This is a genomic window from Actinocatenispora sera (genome assembly GCF_018324685.1).
Taxonomy (GTDB): Bacteria; Actinomycetota; Actinomycetes; order Mycobacteriales; family Micromonosporaceae; genus Actinocatenispora; species Actinocatenispora sera.
Map to the genome: position 1 here is coordinate 605,198 of NZ_AP023354.1, position 16,350 is coordinate 621,547.

Below are 16,350 nucleotides of genomic sequence, written 5' to 3' on the forward strand. Positions count from 1 at the left end.
GTGTTTGCCCGGCTAGGACGTCGTCGGCAACGGCTGTCCGCGCGTGCGAGGGTCGCCGGTGCGGCCAGCGCGGCGCACGCATCGATGGCCGAGCCGGCCGATCCGGGTGCGGTGGCGACGCTCGCCGAGCCACCGGCGTCGCACGCCGGTACGCCGGATCCGACCGCGGCGGCGTTCTTCGACGTGGACAACACGCTGCTGCGCGGCGCATCGATCTTCTGGTTCGCCCGCGGCCTTGCCGCACACGACTACTTCACCGCCCGCGACATGCTCGGCTTCGCCTGGAAGCAGCTCAAGTTCCGGGCCACCAGCAACGAGGACACCGACGACATCGCGAGCGCCCGGGACAGCGCCCTGGCGTTCGTGGCCGGCCGCCGGGTCGACGAGATCGTGACCCACGGCGAGCAGATCTACGACGAGCTGCTCGCGGTGCGAATCTGGTCCGGTACCAGGGCGTTCGCCCAGCTGCACCTGGACGCCGGGCAGAAGGTCTACCTGGTCACCGCGGCACCGGTGGAGCTGGCCCGGCTGCTCGCCCGCCGGCTCGGGCTCTCCGGCGCGCTCGGCACCGTGGCCGAGACCCGCGACGGCGTGTACACCGGCCGGCTGGTCGGCGAGATCCTGCACGGCGCCGCGAAGGCCGAGGCCATCCGGGCACTGGCCGAGCGGGAAGGCCTCGACCTGGACCGCTGCGTCGCCTACAGCGACTCGATCAACGACCTGCCGATGCTCACCGCGGCCGGCGGCGCGGTCGCGATCAATCCCGACTCGTCGCTGCGCCGGCTGGCCCGCGAGCGCGGCTGGGAGGTGCACGACTTCCGTACCGGCCGCCGTGCCGTCCGGTACGCGCTGCCGATGGTCGCGGCGCTCGCCATCAGCGCCGGCTACGCGTACCACCGTCGCCGCCGCTGACCCGCGCCCCGGCGGCAGCTGTCGCGTCGCCGTCCAGGGTGATGGCGGTGGCGGCGCGGTGGATCGACGCGACCGCCGCGGCGAACAGCCGGTCGTGCCCGGGTAGCCGGCCGAGCAGGCCGAGCATCCGCATCGACATCCGTACCTGGCGGTCGGAGTGCAGCACCATGCGGCGCACGTTCGCCGGCCCCAGCTTCTGGTTGGCCTCGACGAACGGCCGCATCCGCCGCTCGTACCGGTCGAAGGCGGCACGGTGGTCGGCGGCGGCGGCGAGCTCCTGTGCGAGCACGTACCCGCCGACCAGCGCGACGCTGGTGCCCTGGCCGGACGCGGGCGACGCGGCGTAGCCGGCGTCGCCGACCAGCGCTACCCGGCCGGCCGACCAGCGGTCGGCGTGCACCTGCGCCATCGTGTCGAAGTAGAAATCCGGCGCGTCCGCCGCGGCGGCGAGCAGCGCCGGCACCTGCCACCCGTCGTCCGCGTACGTCTCGGCGAGCAGTCGGCGCTGCTCCTCGACGGACGGCCGGCCGGTCGAGCCGCCCTCGAACAGGAACATCGCGGTGGCGCCGGAGTCCTGCGCGGTGCGGTAGGCGAGCGCGGTGCGGCCCGGCGCGACGTAGGTCAGCTCCTCCCGGTCGAGCCCGAGGGTGTCCGGCACCCGGTAGACGCAGATCTGATAACCCATCGGCCGCACGTAGCGCTCCTCCGGGCCGAAGGCGAGCCGGCGGGTCGCCGAGTGCAGGCCGTCCGCGCCGACGACCACGTCGTAGCGCCCGGTGCGGCCGCTGGAGAACGTCACGTCGACACCCTCGTCGTCCTGGGTCAGCGTGGCGATGGCTTCGCCGTACCGGCAGTCGACGTCGAGCGCGTCGGTGAGCACGCGGAGCAGGTCACCGCGCCGGATCTCGGTGTCCGGGCCCTGCCGGCCGCCGAACGTGTCGCCGCCCATGCTCGCCACCCGACGGCCGCACCCGTCGACGATGGCGCCCGCCCGCACGTCGGTGGTCAGCTCCTTCAGCTGCGGAAGCAGGCCCATCCGGTCGACGACGTCGAGCGCCGCACCGCGGATGTCGATCTTGTACCCGCCGGTCCGGGGCGCCGCGGCCCGCTCCACCACGGTGGTCGCCCAGCCGTGGCGACGCAGCCAGTACGCGAGGGTCAGGCCGGCGACGCCGGCTCCGGAGACGAGAACGCTGCGCTCGGTCATCGGGGGCTCCTTGGCACGTCGAAGTGTTCGATGCGGAGACCATACAACCGTGTCAGACACATGTGCAAGACATTTGTCTGACACAGTTGCTAGGCTGTGCGCATGGGAAACCGGGAGGCGCTGCTCGACGGCGCCACACAGTGCCTGTACGAGAAGGGCTACGCGCGGACGACCGCCCGCGACATCGCCACCGCGGCCGGCGTCAGCCTCGCCGCGATCGGGTACCACTACGGCTCGAAGGAGGCGCTGCTCGACGCCGCGCTGCAACGCGCGATCGAGGAGTGGGGCGACCGGCTCGCGGCCTCGCTCGCCGACGTCGGCGCGACCCGCGGTACCGGTGAGGCCGACGACCTCAACGCGGGCGCAGGGACCGGCGGCGCCAGCGCGGACGGCGAAGCCCGCGGCACGGGCGCTGACGGCGCGCCCGGCGACGCCAGCGCGGACGGCGGCACCAGCGCGGACGCTGGAGCCGGCACGGACGGTGGGGCGGGCACGGACGGTGGGGCGGGCACGGACGGTGAGGCGGGCACGGACGGTGAGGCGGGCACGGACGGTGGGGCGGGCACGGACGGTGAGGCGGGCACGGGCGGTGGGGCGGGCAGGGGCGGTGGAGCGGGCGGGCGGTTCGAGCGGGCCTGGGCCGGGGTGCTCGCCTCGCTGGCCGACAGCCGGCCGCTGTGGGCGGTGCAGTTCGAGCTGATCGCACACCTGGAGCGCACCCCGGAGCTGCGGCACAGCTACGCCGAGGCGACCCGGCGGGCCCGACTCGAACTCGCCGCGATCTTCGGCACCGAGACCACCGACGAGGCCGCCGCGCTGCGGGTCGGCGCGTTCTACCAGGCGCTGCTCGTCGGGGTGGTCGGGCTGTGGCTGGTCGATCCGGCCGATGCGCCGTCCGCGCCGGACCTGCGCGACGCGATCCGTACCGTCGCGGCCGGCCTCACCCCCGGCTGACGCCAGACCGACGGGCGGGGTGCCCCGAAGCGGACCGGCCCGACAGGCTGGGTGGGCCGGGGCTGACGCGGCCCGACCGGCGGGGCGGCCGGGGCGGCGCGGCCCGACCGGCCGGGTGTCACCGGCCGGCGGGCGAGCTCAGAAGGTGCTGCCGCGGCGGAGCAGCAGCCGGTGCAGCGTCTGCTGGATCGTCTCCCGTACCTGGTCGGCCAGGCCGAACACGGCGGCCGGGTCGTCCGGGTCGGCGTCCAGTGCCGCGGTGTCGATCGGCTCGCCGCACTCGATCAGCCACTTGCTCGGCAGCGGCACCGCACCCAGCGGCCCCAGCCACGGGAAGAACGGCGTGACCGGGAAGTAAGGGATGCCGAGCAGCCGGGCCAGTGGCTTGATGTCACCGATCAGCGGGTAGATCTCCTCGGCCCCGACGATCGACACCGGCACGATCGGTACCTTCGCGCGCAGCGCGGCGGCCACGAACCCGCCGCGGCCGAACCGCTGCAGCTTGTACCGGTCGGTGAAGCGCTTGCCGATGCCCTTGAAGCCCTCCGGGAACACCCCGACGATCTCGCCGTCGGACAGCAGCCGCTCCGCGTCCGGGTTGCACGCGAGCGTCGCGCCGGACTTGCGGGCGAACTCGCCGAGCATCGGGGTACGGAAGATGAAGTCGGCGCCGAGCAGTCGCAGGTGCCGGTGCGCCGGATGCTCGTCCAGCAGCGCCAGCTGCAGCATCAGGCTGTCCATCGCGATGGTGCCGGAGTGGTTGGCGACCAGCAGCGCCGCGCCGTCGGCCGGCACGTGGTCGAGGCCGGACACCTCCACCCGGAACCACGAGCGGTACAGCGGCCGCAGCACCCGGGCGAGCAGCTGCTCGGTCAGCTCCGGATCGAAGCCGAAGTCGTCGACCGGGTAGTCGCCGGTGACCCGCCGGCGCAGGAACGCCAGCCCGTCCGCGATCCGCCGCTCCCACACGTCCGCCTCGGCCGCACCCTCCGGGGACGTGCCACCGGCCGCGGCCGAAGCCTCAGCGGCGGTACGGTCGTCAGCCGCGGCCGGCTCGTCGGCGGTCACCGCCGGTTTCCCTTCGCTTCCAGCATCGAGCGCAGCCCGGACAGTACTGCGCGGCCGCCGGCGCGGAGCAGCCGCTCGGCCTCGTCCAGGCCGCCGGCGTGGACCGGCGCGCCCATCCCGTGCCCGGCGATGAAGTCGTCGAACGCCTCCGGCGTGCTGCGCGGCGAGTAGTCGAAGTCGTCGATCAGCCGCCGCACGTCCACCACCCGACCGTGCACCAGGAAGTCGAGCTGGTCGAGCGAGAAGTCCACCAGCCCGGACCGGCGCGCCAGCTGCGCCACCGTGGTCATCGCCGGGTCCGGCATCGGCCACGGCACCCGGCCGGCCCGGCGGACCGCCTGGGACAGCAGCAGCACGCCCGGCCCGGCCACGTTGAAGTCACCGGGATGGTCCTCGCACGCGGCCCGGCAGGTCACCTCGACGGCGTCGTCGGCGTGGACGAACTGGATCCGCGGGTCGTGGCCGAGCACGGTCGGCACGACCGGCAGCGAGAAGTACCGGGTGAGGGTGGTGTCGGCGCGCGAGCCGACGAACGGGGCGAACCGCAGCACGGTCACCGCCGTGTCGGGGCGACGGCGCCGGAACCCGCGCACGTACCCCTCGATCTCGACGACGTCCTTGGCGTAGCCGCCGCGCGGCATGGCGCGCAGCGCGGTCTGCTCGGTGAAGATCGCCGGGTCCCGCGGGGACGCACCGTACGCGGCGGTGGACGAGCGGACGACCAGCCGGCGCACCGTCGGCGCGTGCTGGCACGCCGCGAGCAGCTGCAACGTACCGATGACGTTGAGCTCCTTCATCGCGTCGCGGCCGCCGGCCCCGGTCGGGCCGGCGACCACCGCGAGGTGTAGCACGGTGTCCACCGCGGCGTCGGTCACCAGCCGGGCGATGCCCGGACTGCTGATGTCGGCGCGGCGGTAGTCGACCGCGGTCAGCAGGCTCGCGGCCACCCCGGTCGGCTCGGTCTCGTCCACGCCGACAACCCGGTCGATCCGGGGGTCGGCGGCGAGGCGAGCCGCGACCTGGGCCGCGAAGTACCTGCTGACGCCCGTGACGAGCACGACCCGTGGTGCGACTGCGTGCATGCGCGCCCCCAGCACCATCAGTGGCTGACGCGAATCCTGCCGGTGGACGACGTCGTCACGACCCGTCCCACGGCACCGGCGATGCGGTCGGCAGCGGCCGACCCGGGCCTACTTGCCCTGACGGCGCCGCTGGATGCGGGTCTTACGCAGCAGCTTGCGGTGCTTCTTCTTCGCCATCCGCTTGCGCCGCTTCTTGACGACGGAGCCCATACGTCATCCCCTTGCTTGCGATTGTCGCCGGCCGACGATGCGGCGGCCTGGCGCAGGTAGTGAACACCAAACCTTATCCGGGTGAGCGGGTGGTCGGCGCAGCGGGCGGAGGTGCACCGACGGGCGTCACACCATCTCAGCGGCGCTCGTCACGCTGAGCGATCGCCGCGCCGGTGCCGCCGCACCTCGCCGGCGGCGGTACGCGGTAGCTTCCGGGCCTCGGTCCGCCGCGGCGCGCCGCATCGGTGGCGCGTGGTAAGTGGCGCGGCTGAAACCGGGTGGCGGCTGCCGTGGACGGATCGCCACCCGGTTTTTTCGACCTGTCGAGGAAGATTTTCAGCTCAGGTCGAAACGGCCACCGCGAATTCCTTCGAGGAACTCGCCCCAGGCCGCCCTGTCAAATACGAATGCCGTACCCAGTCGATTCTTGGAATCGCGCACACCCACACCCGACGGGACGAACGCGACTTCGACGCAGTTGTTTCCGCCCCCGCTGCGGGTGCTCTTGCGCCAGGCCGCGAAGGCCAGCTCGGTAGGGTACGCGGTGCCTTGGTAGTGCATCACAACTCCTTCGTCAGCGCGACGAGCCGCTCCAATGCATTGTCCGGCTTGAGCGCCGCCGCGCGTAGATGGTCAAACATCAGGTTATAACGACGAACCTCCTGGTCAGTTTCCAGATAGAGGCCACCAGTTGCATTGTCGAGATAAACCACATCCGGATCCTCGGGATCCGGGAAACCGAGGATGACAAAGGCACCGTCCATCCCCGCATGTTCGCCGGAATCGAAGGGCACCACCTGCATCGTCACGTTGGTGCGCTCGGCCACGGCGGCCAGGTGGTGCAGCTGCTCGCGCATCACCTCGCGGCCACCGACCCAGCGGTGCAGGACCGCCTCGTCGAGCACCAGCCAGAGCTCCGGGGGATCACCCTCCGTAAGCAGCTTCTGTCGAGCGAGCCGCAGGTCCACCCTGCGCTCGATCTCCTCGGGGGTGAGGTCCGGTCGGGCCGCCCGGGTCGCGGCGCGGGCGTACTCCCGGGTCTGGAGCAGGCCCGGAATCAACAGCGCCTCGTAGGTGAAAATGGTCTCCGCGGCGGCCTCCAGCCCGATGTACGGGCCGAGCGCGACGTCGCTGTACGGATGCCACCAGGCCTTCTGCCGCGCCTCCCGGGCGATCTGGACGAGTTCCTCGCACTTCTGCTCGTCCAGACCGTAGATGTGCAGCATGAAGCGGACGTCCCGGGCCGTCGGCGAGACCTGGGCGTTCTCGGTCCGGGAGATCTTGGACGCGGAACACTCCATCCGGCCGGCGACCTGGTCGATGGTCAGCCCGGCCTCCTCCCGCAGCCGGCGCAGCTCCATGGCAAGCCGCCGGCGCCGTGCGGTCGGGCTGCGTCGTCTGAGGGTCATCGCCTTACCTCCTCGGCACGCCGATCGGGAGTGGGATCCGGCTCCACCCAGACCGGCGCAGCTAACCCCCCGCCGATCTTGCACCTACTCACCGATCCTGCCCAGACCGGAAGCACAGAAATTCGTCGACACCGGCGGAGGACATCTCCGGCGAACGGCACCGTTGCGCTGTTACCTCTCGGATGCGAGGTTTCGCCGACCTTCCACCGGCCTAACGAAGCGGACCGCGGGAGGTGGCGGATGCGGTCAGGTCTGCTTGATCAATAACAAAGCGCCAGCTCAGTACGGGGGCGGAGACGACGACGGGGCGCCCGGCCGATGCCGGACGCCCCGTGGCCGTCTCGCTCGCTCAGCCGCGGCTGCCGAGCGAACGCAGGAAGAACGCCAGGTTGGCCGGGCGCTCGGCAAGACGTCGCATCAGATACCCGTACCACTGCACGCCGTACGGCAGGTAGACACGCATCGTGTACCCGTCGGCGATGAGCCGGCGCTGCTCGTCCGGCCGGATGCCGTACAGCATCTGGAACTCGAACGAGTCGGGCGAGCGGTCGAACCACTTCGCCCGGTCCTCCGCGATCGCCACCATCCGCGGGTCGTGGGTGGCGACCATCGGCCGGCCCTCGCCCGCCATCAGGATGTTCAGGCACCGCACGTACGACCGATCGACGTCGAGCTTGGCCTGGAACGCCACCGACTCGGGCTCGTCGTACGCCCCCTTGCACAGCCGGACCCGGGAACCCGCACCGGCCAGCTCGCGGCAGTCCGCCTCGGTGCGTCGCAGGTACGCCTGGAGCACCGCACCGGTGTCCGGGAAGTCCTTGCGCAGCTGCATCAGCAGTTCGAGGGTCGAGTCGGTGGTGGTGTGGTCCTCCATGTCCACCGTCACGGTGGTGCCGGCGTTCGTCGCCGCCTGGCAGATCTCCCGCGCGTACCGGTAGGCGAGCTTCTCGTCGAACAGCTGCCCCAGCGCGGACAGCTTGATGCTGACCTCCACCGGCGGGCACAGCCCCTCGGCGGACAGCGCACCGAGCAGGTCGAGGTACGCCTGCTTCGTGGTCGCCGCCTGCTCCGGGCTGGTGGTGTCCTCGCCCAGGTAGTCGAGGCTGACCGCGAGGCCGGAGGAGACCAGCTCGCGCGAGGTCTTGAGGGCGTCGTCGAGCGCGGCGCCCGCGACGTAACGACGGACCACGTCCCGGCTGACCGGGGCGGTCCCGACAAGCCGCTCGACCCGGTCACTGCGGGCGGCGGCGAGGATCACCGATCGGAGCATGGCCCCGACTTTAACCCTGCCGCCGGTCCGCTCGACAGGGAGACCCATCACAGAACGTCAACATGTTTCGAAGGGCTGCCTCGTCCGATTCCGTCGATCTTTCACACAGCTCCCGCGCCACCGTCAAATCGTCGGCCGCAGCGGTGGCTGCGCGACGGCCCGCCCACGCGTGGCGGCCGAACCGGACACCGCGGTACGGCGGCGCCCGGCCGGGGCCGGTACCGGTGGGAGGATGCAGGGATGGACACGCCCCGGGAGCTGGTCGTCGGCCTGGGGTCCGGCGCCGAGCAGCTGGCCGATCCGGACCTCGCCACCGCCGACATGGTGCTCAACATCGGCCCGCAGCACCCGTCCACGCACGGCGTGCTGCGGCTGCGGCTGACGCTCGACGGCGAGCGGGTGAAGGCCGCCGAACCGATCATCGGGTACATGCACCGCGGCGCCGAGAAGCTGTTCGAGGTGCGCGACTACCGGCAGATCATCATGCTGGCGAACCGGCACGACTGGCTGAGCGCGTTCAGCAACGAGCTGGGTGTGGTGCTCGCGGTCGAGCGGCTGATGGGCATCGCGGTACCGGACCGGGCGGTGTGGCTGCGCACCCTGCTCGCCGAGCTGAACCGGGTGCTCAACCACCTGATGTTCCTCGGCTCGTACCCGCTGGAGATCGGGGCGATCACGCCGATGTTCTACGCGTTCCGGGAACGCGAGACGCTGCAGGCCGTCATGGAGGAGGTCGCCGGCGGCCGGATGCACTTCATGTTCAACCGGGTCGGCGGGCTGAAGGAGGAGGTGCCGGCGGGCTGGACCCGGCGCTGCCGGGACGCCATCGCCTCGGTACGGCGGCGGCTGCCGGACCTCGACGACATCATCATGCGCAACGAGATCTTCCTGGCCCGTACCGTCGGGGTCGGCGTGCTGAGCGCCGAGGCGGCAGCGGCGTACGGGGTGTCCGGGCCGGTGGCCCGCGCCTCCGGGCTCGACCTCGACCTGCGCCGGGACGAGCCGTACCTCGCCTACGACCGGCTCGACGTGCCGGTGGTCACCCGCACCGCCGGCGACTGCCACTCCCGGTTCGAGTGCCTGCTGGAGCAGGTGCACGTGTCGCTCGACCTTGCCGACGCCTGCCTGTCCGAAGTGGACAGGACCACCGGACCGGTGAACGTGCGGCTACCCAAGGTGGTCAAGGCGCCGGAGGGCCACACGTACGCCTGGACCGAGAACCCGCTCGGCATCAACGGCTACTACCTGGTCTCGCGCGGGGAGAAGACGCCGTGGCGCCTCAAGCTGCGCACCGCCTCGTACGCCAACATCCAGGCACTGTGCACGTTGCTGCCGGGCTGCCTGGTACCGGACCTGATCGCGATCCTCGGCTCGATGTTCTTCGTCGTCGGCGACATCGACAAGTAGCGCGGCCGCGCGACGTCCGGGATCGGTCCCCGTCGCGGTCAGCCCTCGGCGCTGGTCCGTCCTCGGCTCAGGGCGGTCCCCGTCGCAGGTCAGTTCTCGCGCGCAGGTCAGTCCTCGGCGCGGTGCCGGGCCCGGCGTGCCGCGCGGGGCGACACCGGTGCCGGAGGCAGGGGCGGCGGCGGATCCTCGCCACGCAACTCGGCCCACGGATCGAGGCGGGCGACGCTGTCTCGGAGCGGGTCGACGGCGCGCGGCGACCGGCGGCGCACGACCGGCGCCGGGGGCGCGGCCTCGGGTTGCGGCTTGCGCCGCTCCACCCGCAACGGTTCGAACCGCTGCACCCCGCTGTCCCGCAGCGGATCCGGCGCGGGCGGCAGGGTGCCCCGGCCGGCCGCGGTGCGCGCGGCGTTGCGCCCCGGCGCCGTCGCGCCGGGACGCACACCGTCCCGTACCGGCTCCATCGCACCCGGCCGCAGACTGTCCCGCACCGGATCGACCGCACCCGGCCGCAGACTGTCCCGCACCGGATCGACCGCACCCGGCCGCAGACTGTCCCGCACCGGATCGATCGCGCCGGGCTGCATGCTGTCCGCCACCGGGTCGCGGCGGCGGGGCGGCATCCCCGGGCGGCGGGCACCGGCGGGCGCCTGGGCCGCGCTCGCCCCCACCGGCTCCCGGGCCGGGTCGGCGCCCAGCCGCGCGGCCAGCGTGTCGAGCTGCTCCTGCATGGCGGCGAGTTCGGCATGGGTACCGTGCTTGGTGCGCTGCAGCGCCGTGGTCATCGCGGAGCCGAGGTCGCCGCGCACCGCCTCGATCTCGGCGGCCAGGTTCTCCTGCAGCTCGATCCGGACCCCGTCGGCGTCCCGGCGCAGCACCACCGACAGCCCGATCAGCACCGTACCGGCGATCGCCAGGACCGCGGTGCCGCGCAGCTCACCGCCGTCCCGGGCGAACCAGAGCGCGATCCCGGCGAGCGGCGCGAGCATCGCACCGATCCAGAACAGCACGGAGGGCAGCCGACCGCGGTGGGGTCGACGTCCCCGGTCGGACGCTGCGGTACGGGCTGTCATGGGAGCCGAGGCTACCGAGTGCGACACGGTCGAAGAAAGGCCGGGCCATCGCGCAATCGGTAAAACGATCGACAACTGCCCGGCCACCCGGCCCGATCATCGGCAACCGGTGACCCGGCCTGGACCAACCGTCACGACTGCGACGAGAATTACCCCGGTTCGGGGACTCCGATGCGAACGGGCCGGCGGGGTCGACTGACCCCACCGGCCCGATCCGTGACGCTCGGTCAGCTGCCGGCGAGGGCGGCGTCCGAGCTGAGCAGCAGGCTGATCGACACCTTGCCGGTCTTCAGCCCGTTCTTCGACTGCGAACCGCCCGCGTCGAGCTGGACGAACTTGCCGAACTTCATCCCGTACTTGCTCTCCAGGCCCTGCTCGCAGAACGCCCGGTCCGGGCACTCCGGCGGGCCGCCCAGGATCGTCGCCTTGCCGTTGCACTTGGCGGCGAACTCGGACAGCGTGGAGACCTTGTTCTTCTCCGCGAACTCCTTCGTCACCCCGAACGCGTTCTCGTCGGCCGCCGCGGACGGCTCGCCGAACTTGAGCCCGTCCTTGGCGCCCAGCGAGGTCAGCGCCTTCATCGTGGTGTCGATGTCCGGCGAGGCCATCGGCTTCGCGTTCTTGCCGTTCGCCTTCTGGTTCAGGAACTCGGTCAGGGTCGCCGCGTACTCCGGCACGACCTGGATCTCGCCCTTCTCCAGCGCCGGCTCGTACAGCTCGCGGTTGCCGATGGTGCGAACCGAGGTGGTGAAGCCACCGGCGTCCAGCACCGTGGAGTACAGGTAGGCGAGCGTCTTGCTCTCCGAGAAGTTCGCCGCGCCGATGGTCACCGAGCCGGAGCCCTTCTGTACCCCGTCGGTGAGGTTGGCGGTCTTGGCGAAGCCGGCCGCGACCTTCTGCGGCGGCACCCGGTCGACATCGGCCTGCTTGTTCAACTGGATCAACTTCGGCGTGTCCAGCGCCGCGGAGACCTTGTTCAGGTCGGCGATCAGCGCCGGCGACGCGACCTTCGCGTTCACCGCCGGAACGATGTTGTCGGAGTTCTGCAGGTGCTTGTCGTCCTTCAGCACGACGAGTTGGCTGCCCGCCACCGGGGCGCAGCCAGCACCCTTGACGTTGGTCTCCTTCTTGGTGCCGGACGAACCGGCCTGGCCGCACCCGGCGGCCAACGCCGCCACCGAGAGCCCAGCAAGAATCCCGATCGCCACCCGGCGCGGAGGCACGCCGCGACGGCGCGCTCCCCTCGCAGCGAGTCGCGACCGCGAAAGCCGCGTTGCCATTACTGCCCGCCTTCCGTGTCCCGGCTCGGCCCCCCTGGCCGGCCGCGTGTCCGACGAGCGGTCGGCGCGCCCCTACCCGGACCTGGCCGGCCGGGAACACGGTGCCTTCCGCGCGCAGGGACTACCCAACCTCGCCGATGCGGGTGCCGCAACTCGAATGGCAACAGTTGTCATCATCGTTACCCACCGGAGCCCCTGCAGCACCGTCACCGCCGGTGATCACGACGCGGTCTCGACGGAGAACGTTTTCCGAGCGACCGCGTCCATGATCACCGTGGCGGGCGTCAGCGGGCGAGGGCGGGCTTCGACGCGCGCCGGCGGGTACGGCGACGGGTGTGGCGCAGCGGGCGGGGTGTGACGGCCCGCTCGACCAGCACCAACACCCCCTCAACGAGCAGGCACAGCACCACCACGAGCAGCCCGCCGGCGAGCACCTCGCCGCCCCCGGACGCGATGCCCAGGCCGAACCCCTCGTTGATGATCGCGCCGAGCCCGGGGCCGCCGACCAGCGCGGCCAGCGTGGTGGTCGCCACCACCTGAACCGCGGCGGTGCGGAACCCACTGGCCAGGTACGGCACGGACAGCGGCAGCTCCACCCGGAACAGCACCTGCCACCCGGACAACCCCATCCCGTACGCGGCGTCCCGCGCGCTCGGGTCCACCTCGCGCAGCCCGAGTACCGCGTTCGCCAGCAGCGGCGGGATCGCGAACACCGCCAGCGCCGCCACCGCCGACCACGGCCCGAAGCCGAGGATCGTCAACGGGAAGATGGACAGCAACGCCAGGGTCGGAATCGCGCGGGTCAGGTTCGACACGCCGACGACCAGGCCGCCGCCGCGGCCGTGGTGGCCCAGCCAGATGCCGATCGGCCAGGCGATCGCACAGCCGATCGCCACCGACGCTGCCGAGATCCACAGGTGCTGCCAGGTCAGCGCGAGGATCCCGTCGGAGTTCGTCCAGTTCAGCGGGTCGTTCAGCCACACCCACGCCTGCGACACGATGCTGCTCACGAGCGCCCCTCCCTCGTCGGAACGCGCACGAGGCACCGGCCCGCACCATGCCCATGATTCGCTCGCTGACGCTCGTTCACGACGCCCGCCTCCTCGACCAGGGGGTGGCCAGCCGGCCGAGCAGGGCCAGTACCAGGTCGAAGACCAGGGCCAGCAGGACCGTGGCGATCGTCGCCGTCATGATCTGCGCCTTGTAGAAGTTGTTCCGGAAGCCTTCCAGGATCAGCTCCCCGAACCCGCCGTACCCACCGACCACCGAACCGACCGTCACCATCGCGACGGTCGACACGGTCGCGATGCGCAGGCCGGTCATGATGCTGGGCAGCGACAGCGGCAGCTCGATCCGGGTGAGCAGGCCCAGCTTGCCGTAGCCCATGCCGCGGGCCGCGTCCCGGATCTCCACCGGTACCTGATTGAGCCCGGTCAGCGTGTTTCGCACGATGACCAGCAGCGCGTACAGCACCAGACCGATCACCACCGTACTGGCGTAGAGGCCGAGGAACGGCGCCAGCACGGCGAACAGCCCGAGGGACGGAATCGTGTACAGCACGCTGGAAAGTGCAAGGATCGGACCGGTGAGCCAGCTGACGCGGTACGCGAGGATACCGAGGGGGATCGCGAGCACCGCCGCGATCAGCACCGACGCCGCGGTCAGCTCGACGTGCTGGATCAGCGCGGCGAGCAGCGCCGAGGCGTTGGATTGCACGTAGTCCCAGGAAAACCACGGGTTGCCCGCGGCGTCGGTGACCGCCGCCAACGGGACCTGCTGAAGAGAGGACACAAGTGGACGCTACCCGGGCGGAGCACGCCGCCGAGCGCCCCAACCACGGCGATTCGTCCCGCACCGGCGAGAATCGTGCCGCCGAGATCAGGCTGGACCGGTTGACGAAGGCGTACCCGAACGGCACGGTCGCGGTGGCCGAGCTGAGCCTGGCCGTACCGGCGGGGGAGCTCGTCACGCTCGTCGGGCCGTCCGGCTGCGGCAAGTCGACCATCCTGCGGATGATCAACCGGCTGGTCGAGCCGACCGGCGGGCAGATCTTCCTGGACGACGACGACATCACCACCGCCGACCCGGTCGAACTGCGCCGCCGCATCGGGTACGCGATCCAGGACGTCGGGCTGTTCCCGCACCAGACGGTGCGGCAGAACGTGGCGACCGTGCCGCGCCTGCTCGGCTGGTCCAAGCCGGACACCCGGGACCGGGTCGACGAGCTGCTCGACCTCGTCGGCCTCGACCCGGCCGAGTACGGCAAGCGGTACCCGGACGAGCTCTCCGGCGGGCAGCGGCAGCGGGTCGGGGTGGCCCGCGCGCTCGCCGCCGACCCGGTGGTGCTGCTGATGGACGAGCCGTTCAGCGCGGTCGACCCGATCGCCCGCGGTCGGCTACAGGAGGAGTTCCTGCGGCTGCAGGCCGAGGTGCGCAAGACGACGGTGTTCGTCACCCACGACGTGGACGAGGCGGTCCGGCTCGGCGACCGCATCGCGGTGCTGTCCGCGGGCGGCAAGCTGGAGCAGTACGCGCCGCCGGCGGAGATCCTGGGCCGGCCGGCGTCGTCGTTCGTGGCCGAGTTCGTCGGCGCCGACCGCGGCATCAAGCGGCTCGGCGTCACCTCGATCCCGCCGGCGGCCCTGCGCTCGCCCGACGAGGTGCCCAGCTTCGCCACCGCCACCGCGCCGCCCCGGGTACCGCTGACGGCCACGCTGCGGGAGGCGCTCGCGGCGCTGCTGGAGGGCGGTACCGGCTGGGTGCGGGTGGACGACGGCGACCGGCTCGCCGGCGTGCTCACCCCGGACGACATCTACCAGGCGATGCACGACACCCAGCCCGGCCGCCCGGCCTGACCCCGGCTCGCGTCGATCATGGCTGCCCGGCCGGCGTCGCGCGGCGGCCCGGCGCCATGATCGACAACGGTGCGGCGCGGGTGACGGTCAGGAGTGCTTGGTCACGTAGTCGATGAAGCGGGCGCGCATCAGCGGCTCGGCATCCCCGTACGACTCGTGGCCGGTGAACTCGCGCCACACCCCGACCAGCTCGTCGACGGCCTCGCCGATCGAACCGCTGGAGTCGTCCAGCACGTTGCTCTCCTGCGCGTGCGGCAGGTGCCGGACCAGGTCGACGAAGAAGTGCCGGTCGTGCCGGCGGTGCGCCAGCGCGAAGGCCCGCTCGCGCAGCTCCTCGGTGGACAGTGCGTCCAGCTCGTCGAGGTCGTTGCTCGACGTACCCTCAGTCATACGCCGAGCATACGGGCGCTCTCGCGGCGCCGGCCGCCCCACTCCACCAGCCGCGTCACGACCAGCCCGAGCACGATCGCGCCGCCCGCGACGCCGAACGTGGTGGCCGGTCCGGGCCAGCCGCGCATCGTGCCGAACTGGACCGCGAGCACCAGCGCCAGCACGCCGAGCATGCTGCCGAACACGCCGCCGCGCCGCCCGTACGCGGAGACGCCGCCGACCAGGACCGCGCCGAGCGCCAGCAACAGCTGCGGCAGGATCGAACCGGAGCCGACGGCGGTGCGCACCTGCACCGCGGACAGCACCCCGGACAGTCCCGCCAGACCGCCGGACACGGTCAGCGCGAGTACCACCATCAGCGCCGCGCCGGGGCCGCGCCGCTCCGCCGGGTCGGCCACCGGCCGGAACGCACCGATCGCCCGGCGCAGCGGCCGGACCAGCCCGAACACCCCCGCCAGCACCGAGGTCGCGGCCACCGCGATGAACCACACGTACGCCCAGCGGCGCGGGTCGGGCGCGCCGTCCGCCACCGTGACCGCGGCGCCGTGGCCGATCAACGTGGTCGCCACGAGCCCGCCGCACAGCGCGGCGAGCGAGGCCGCCCAACCGGGCACGTGCAGCAGCGCCACCAGCACCCCGAGCGCCAGCCCGGCAACCAGCGCCACGCCGAGGCCGGGGATCAGCGCCACCGGAAGGTTGTGCTCGTACGCCCGGGCGAACAGCAGGCCGGCGACCGCGGCGAACGCACCGACCGCGAGGTTCGGCGCACCGGCCCGCAGCGACACCGAGACCGCCATCGCGAGCAGCCCGAGCGCCGCCGCCTGCACCGCGATCAGCCGGAGCCCGGCGCTGTGGAACATGGCCGGCTCGACCCGCCAGCAGAACACCGCGAGCGCCGCGACCAGCACCACCAGCAGCAGCTCCCACACGACGTGCACCAGCAGCCGGTCGTTCGCCGGCGGGGGCGGCGGGGTGAGCAGCGCGCCGGGCGGGGTCTGCCCGGGCAGGGTCAGCGTCCGGTCGCTCTCCGGCGCCGCGTACCCCGGGTCGAACGTGGGCTCGTCGGACGGGTAGTCGCCGTAGCCGAACCCCTGGTCCGGCACGTCGTCGGGATAGCGGCTCGGCTCGGACCGGCGACCGGGCAACCGGACCGTCGAATCGTCCTCGGACATGTTGGCCCCCTCGGCAGCGCACCCACCGGTCGGCGACACGCTCACGCACATCGTCGCCTACCGG

The 16,350-nt window shown here is 72.3% G+C and carries 16 protein-coding genes and 1 pseudogene; 4 read left to right on the top strand and 13 right to left on the bottom strand.

What is annotated here, in order from left to right; all coding sequences use genetic code 11:
- Positions 1-84 precede the first annotated feature (84 nt).
- Positions 85-912 (top strand): HAD family hydrolase, encoded by an 828-nt coding sequence (locus tag Asera_RS02775; RefSeq protein WP_084131755.1) that lies wholly within the window; start codon positions 85-87, stop codon positions 910-912.
- Here the strand turns inward: Asera_RS02775 and Asera_RS02780 are convergent.
- Positions 875-2,119 carry an FAD-dependent monooxygenase gene (locus Asera_RS02780; protein WP_030446924.1) on the bottom strand — a complete coding sequence of 415 codons (1,245 nt, stop codon included), beginning with the start codon at positions 2,117-2,119 and terminating at the stop codon, positions 875-877. The genes Asera_RS02775 and Asera_RS02780 overlap by 38 nt on opposite strands.
- 102 nt (positions 2,120-2,221) lie before the next feature.
- Between Asera_RS02780 and Asera_RS32925 the strand changes: the two are divergent.
- Positions 2,222-2,434: pseudogene (locus Asera_RS32925) on the top strand (TetR/AcrR family transcriptional regulator); the annotation flags it as partial.
- 777 nt (positions 2,435-3,211) lie between these two features.
- On the opposite strand, the gene Asera_RS02790 reads toward Asera_RS32925, so the two are convergent.
- The 6 genes from Asera_RS02790 to Asera_RS02815 form a co-directional block, all read right to left on the bottom strand.
- Positions 3,212-4,042 carry a lysophospholipid acyltransferase family protein gene (locus tag Asera_RS02790; RefSeq protein ID WP_035297115.1) on the bottom strand — a complete coding sequence of 277 codons (831 nt, stop codon included), beginning with the start codon at positions 4,040-4,042 and terminating at the stop codon, positions 3,212-3,214.
- A gap of 95 nt (positions 4,043-4,137) precedes the next feature.
- Positions 4,138-5,223: an NAD-dependent epimerase/dehydratase family protein gene (locus Asera_RS02795; RefSeq protein WP_157034884.1), complete on the bottom strand. Its 1,086-nt coding sequence runs from the start codon at positions 5,221-5,223 to the stop codon at positions 4,138-4,140.
- A gap of 108 nt (positions 5,224-5,331) precedes the next feature.
- The gene (locus tag Asera_RS02800) at positions 5,332-5,433 is read right to left on the bottom strand and encodes a 30S ribosomal protein bS22 (protein WP_084131757.1); all 102 of its coding nucleotides are present in this window, start codon (positions 5,431-5,433) and stop codon (positions 5,332-5,334) included.
- 336 nt (positions 5,434-5,769) lie between these two features.
- Positions 5,770-5,994 (bottom strand): DUF397 domain-containing protein, encoded by a 225-nt coding sequence (locus Asera_RS02805; RefSeq protein WP_084131789.1) that lies wholly within the window; start codon positions 5,992-5,994, stop codon positions 5,770-5,772.
- On the bottom strand, positions 5,994-6,842 hold the full coding sequence (locus tag Asera_RS02810) for a helix-turn-helix domain-containing protein (protein WP_035297045.1): 849 nt from the start codon (positions 6,840-6,842) through the stop codon (positions 5,994-5,996). Before Asera_RS02810 ends, Asera_RS02805 begins: the two co-directional genes overlap by 1 nt.
- 349 nt (positions 6,843-7,191) lie before the next feature.
- Positions 7,192-8,112: a proline dehydrogenase family protein gene (locus Asera_RS02815; RefSeq protein ID WP_030446929.1), complete on the bottom strand. Its 921-nt coding sequence runs from the start codon at positions 8,110-8,112 to the stop codon at positions 7,192-7,194.
- A gap of 240 nt (positions 8,113-8,352) precedes the next feature.
- Here Asera_RS02815 and Asera_RS02820 point away from each other — a divergent pair, with 240 nt between their 5' ends.
- Entirely contained in the window at positions 8,353-9,519 is a 1,167-nt protein-coding gene (locus Asera_RS02820) for an NADH-quinone oxidoreductase subunit D (RefSeq protein WP_030446930.1), read from the top strand.
- 107 nt (positions 9,520-9,626) lie between these two features.
- On the opposite strand, the gene Asera_RS02825 is transcribed toward Asera_RS02820, so the two are convergent.
- The 4 genes from Asera_RS02825 to Asera_RS02840 all read right to left on the bottom strand — a co-directional run bounded on the left by Asera_RS02825 (position 9,627) and on the right by Asera_RS02840 (position 13,660).
- Positions 9,627-10,526 carry a hypothetical protein gene (locus Asera_RS02825; protein ID WP_030446931.1) on the bottom strand — a complete coding sequence of 300 codons (900 nt, stop codon included), beginning with the start codon at positions 10,524-10,526 and terminating at the stop codon, positions 9,627-9,629.
- A 290-nt stretch (positions 10,527-10,816) separates the two neighbouring features.
- Positions 10,817-11,869 carry a glycine betaine ABC transporter substrate-binding protein gene (locus Asera_RS02830; protein ID WP_084131758.1) on the bottom strand — a complete coding sequence of 351 codons (1,053 nt, stop codon included), beginning with the start codon at positions 11,867-11,869 and terminating at the stop codon, positions 10,817-10,819.
- 284 nt (positions 11,870-12,153) lie between these two features.
- Complete coding sequence (locus tag Asera_RS02835) at positions 12,154-12,879, bottom strand: ABC transporter permease (protein WP_030446933.1); 726 nt, start codon at positions 12,877-12,879, stop codon at positions 12,154-12,156.
- A gap of 76 nt (positions 12,880-12,955) precedes the next feature.
- Positions 12,956-13,660 (bottom strand): ABC transporter permease, encoded by a 705-nt coding sequence (locus Asera_RS02840; RefSeq protein WP_084131759.1) that lies wholly within the window; start codon positions 13,658-13,660, stop codon positions 12,956-12,958.
- Positions 13,661-13,746: 86 nt separating this feature from the next.
- On the opposite strand from Asera_RS02840, the gene Asera_RS02845 reads away from it, so the two are divergent.
- Positions 13,747-14,724 (top strand): ABC transporter ATP-binding protein, encoded by a 978-nt coding sequence (locus tag Asera_RS02845; RefSeq protein WP_035297118.1) that lies wholly within the window; start codon positions 13,747-13,749, stop codon positions 14,722-14,724.
- Positions 14,725-14,811: 87 nt separating this feature from the next.
- On the opposite strand, the gene Asera_RS02850 is transcribed toward Asera_RS02845, so the two are convergent.
- Together Asera_RS02850 and Asera_RS02855 are read right to left on the bottom strand one after the other, a co-directional pair.
- Positions 14,812-15,114 carry a hypothetical protein gene (locus tag Asera_RS02850; protein WP_030446936.1) on the bottom strand — a complete coding sequence of 101 codons (303 nt, stop codon included), beginning with the start codon at positions 15,112-15,114 and terminating at the stop codon, positions 14,812-14,814.
- Complete coding sequence (locus Asera_RS02855; protein WP_051802390.1) at positions 15,111-16,286, bottom strand: hypothetical protein; 1,176 nt, start codon at positions 16,284-16,286, stop codon at positions 15,111-15,113. The genes Asera_RS02850 and Asera_RS02855 overlap by 4 nt, the downstream gene beginning before the upstream one ends.
- Positions 16,287-16,350 lie beyond the last annotated feature (64 nt).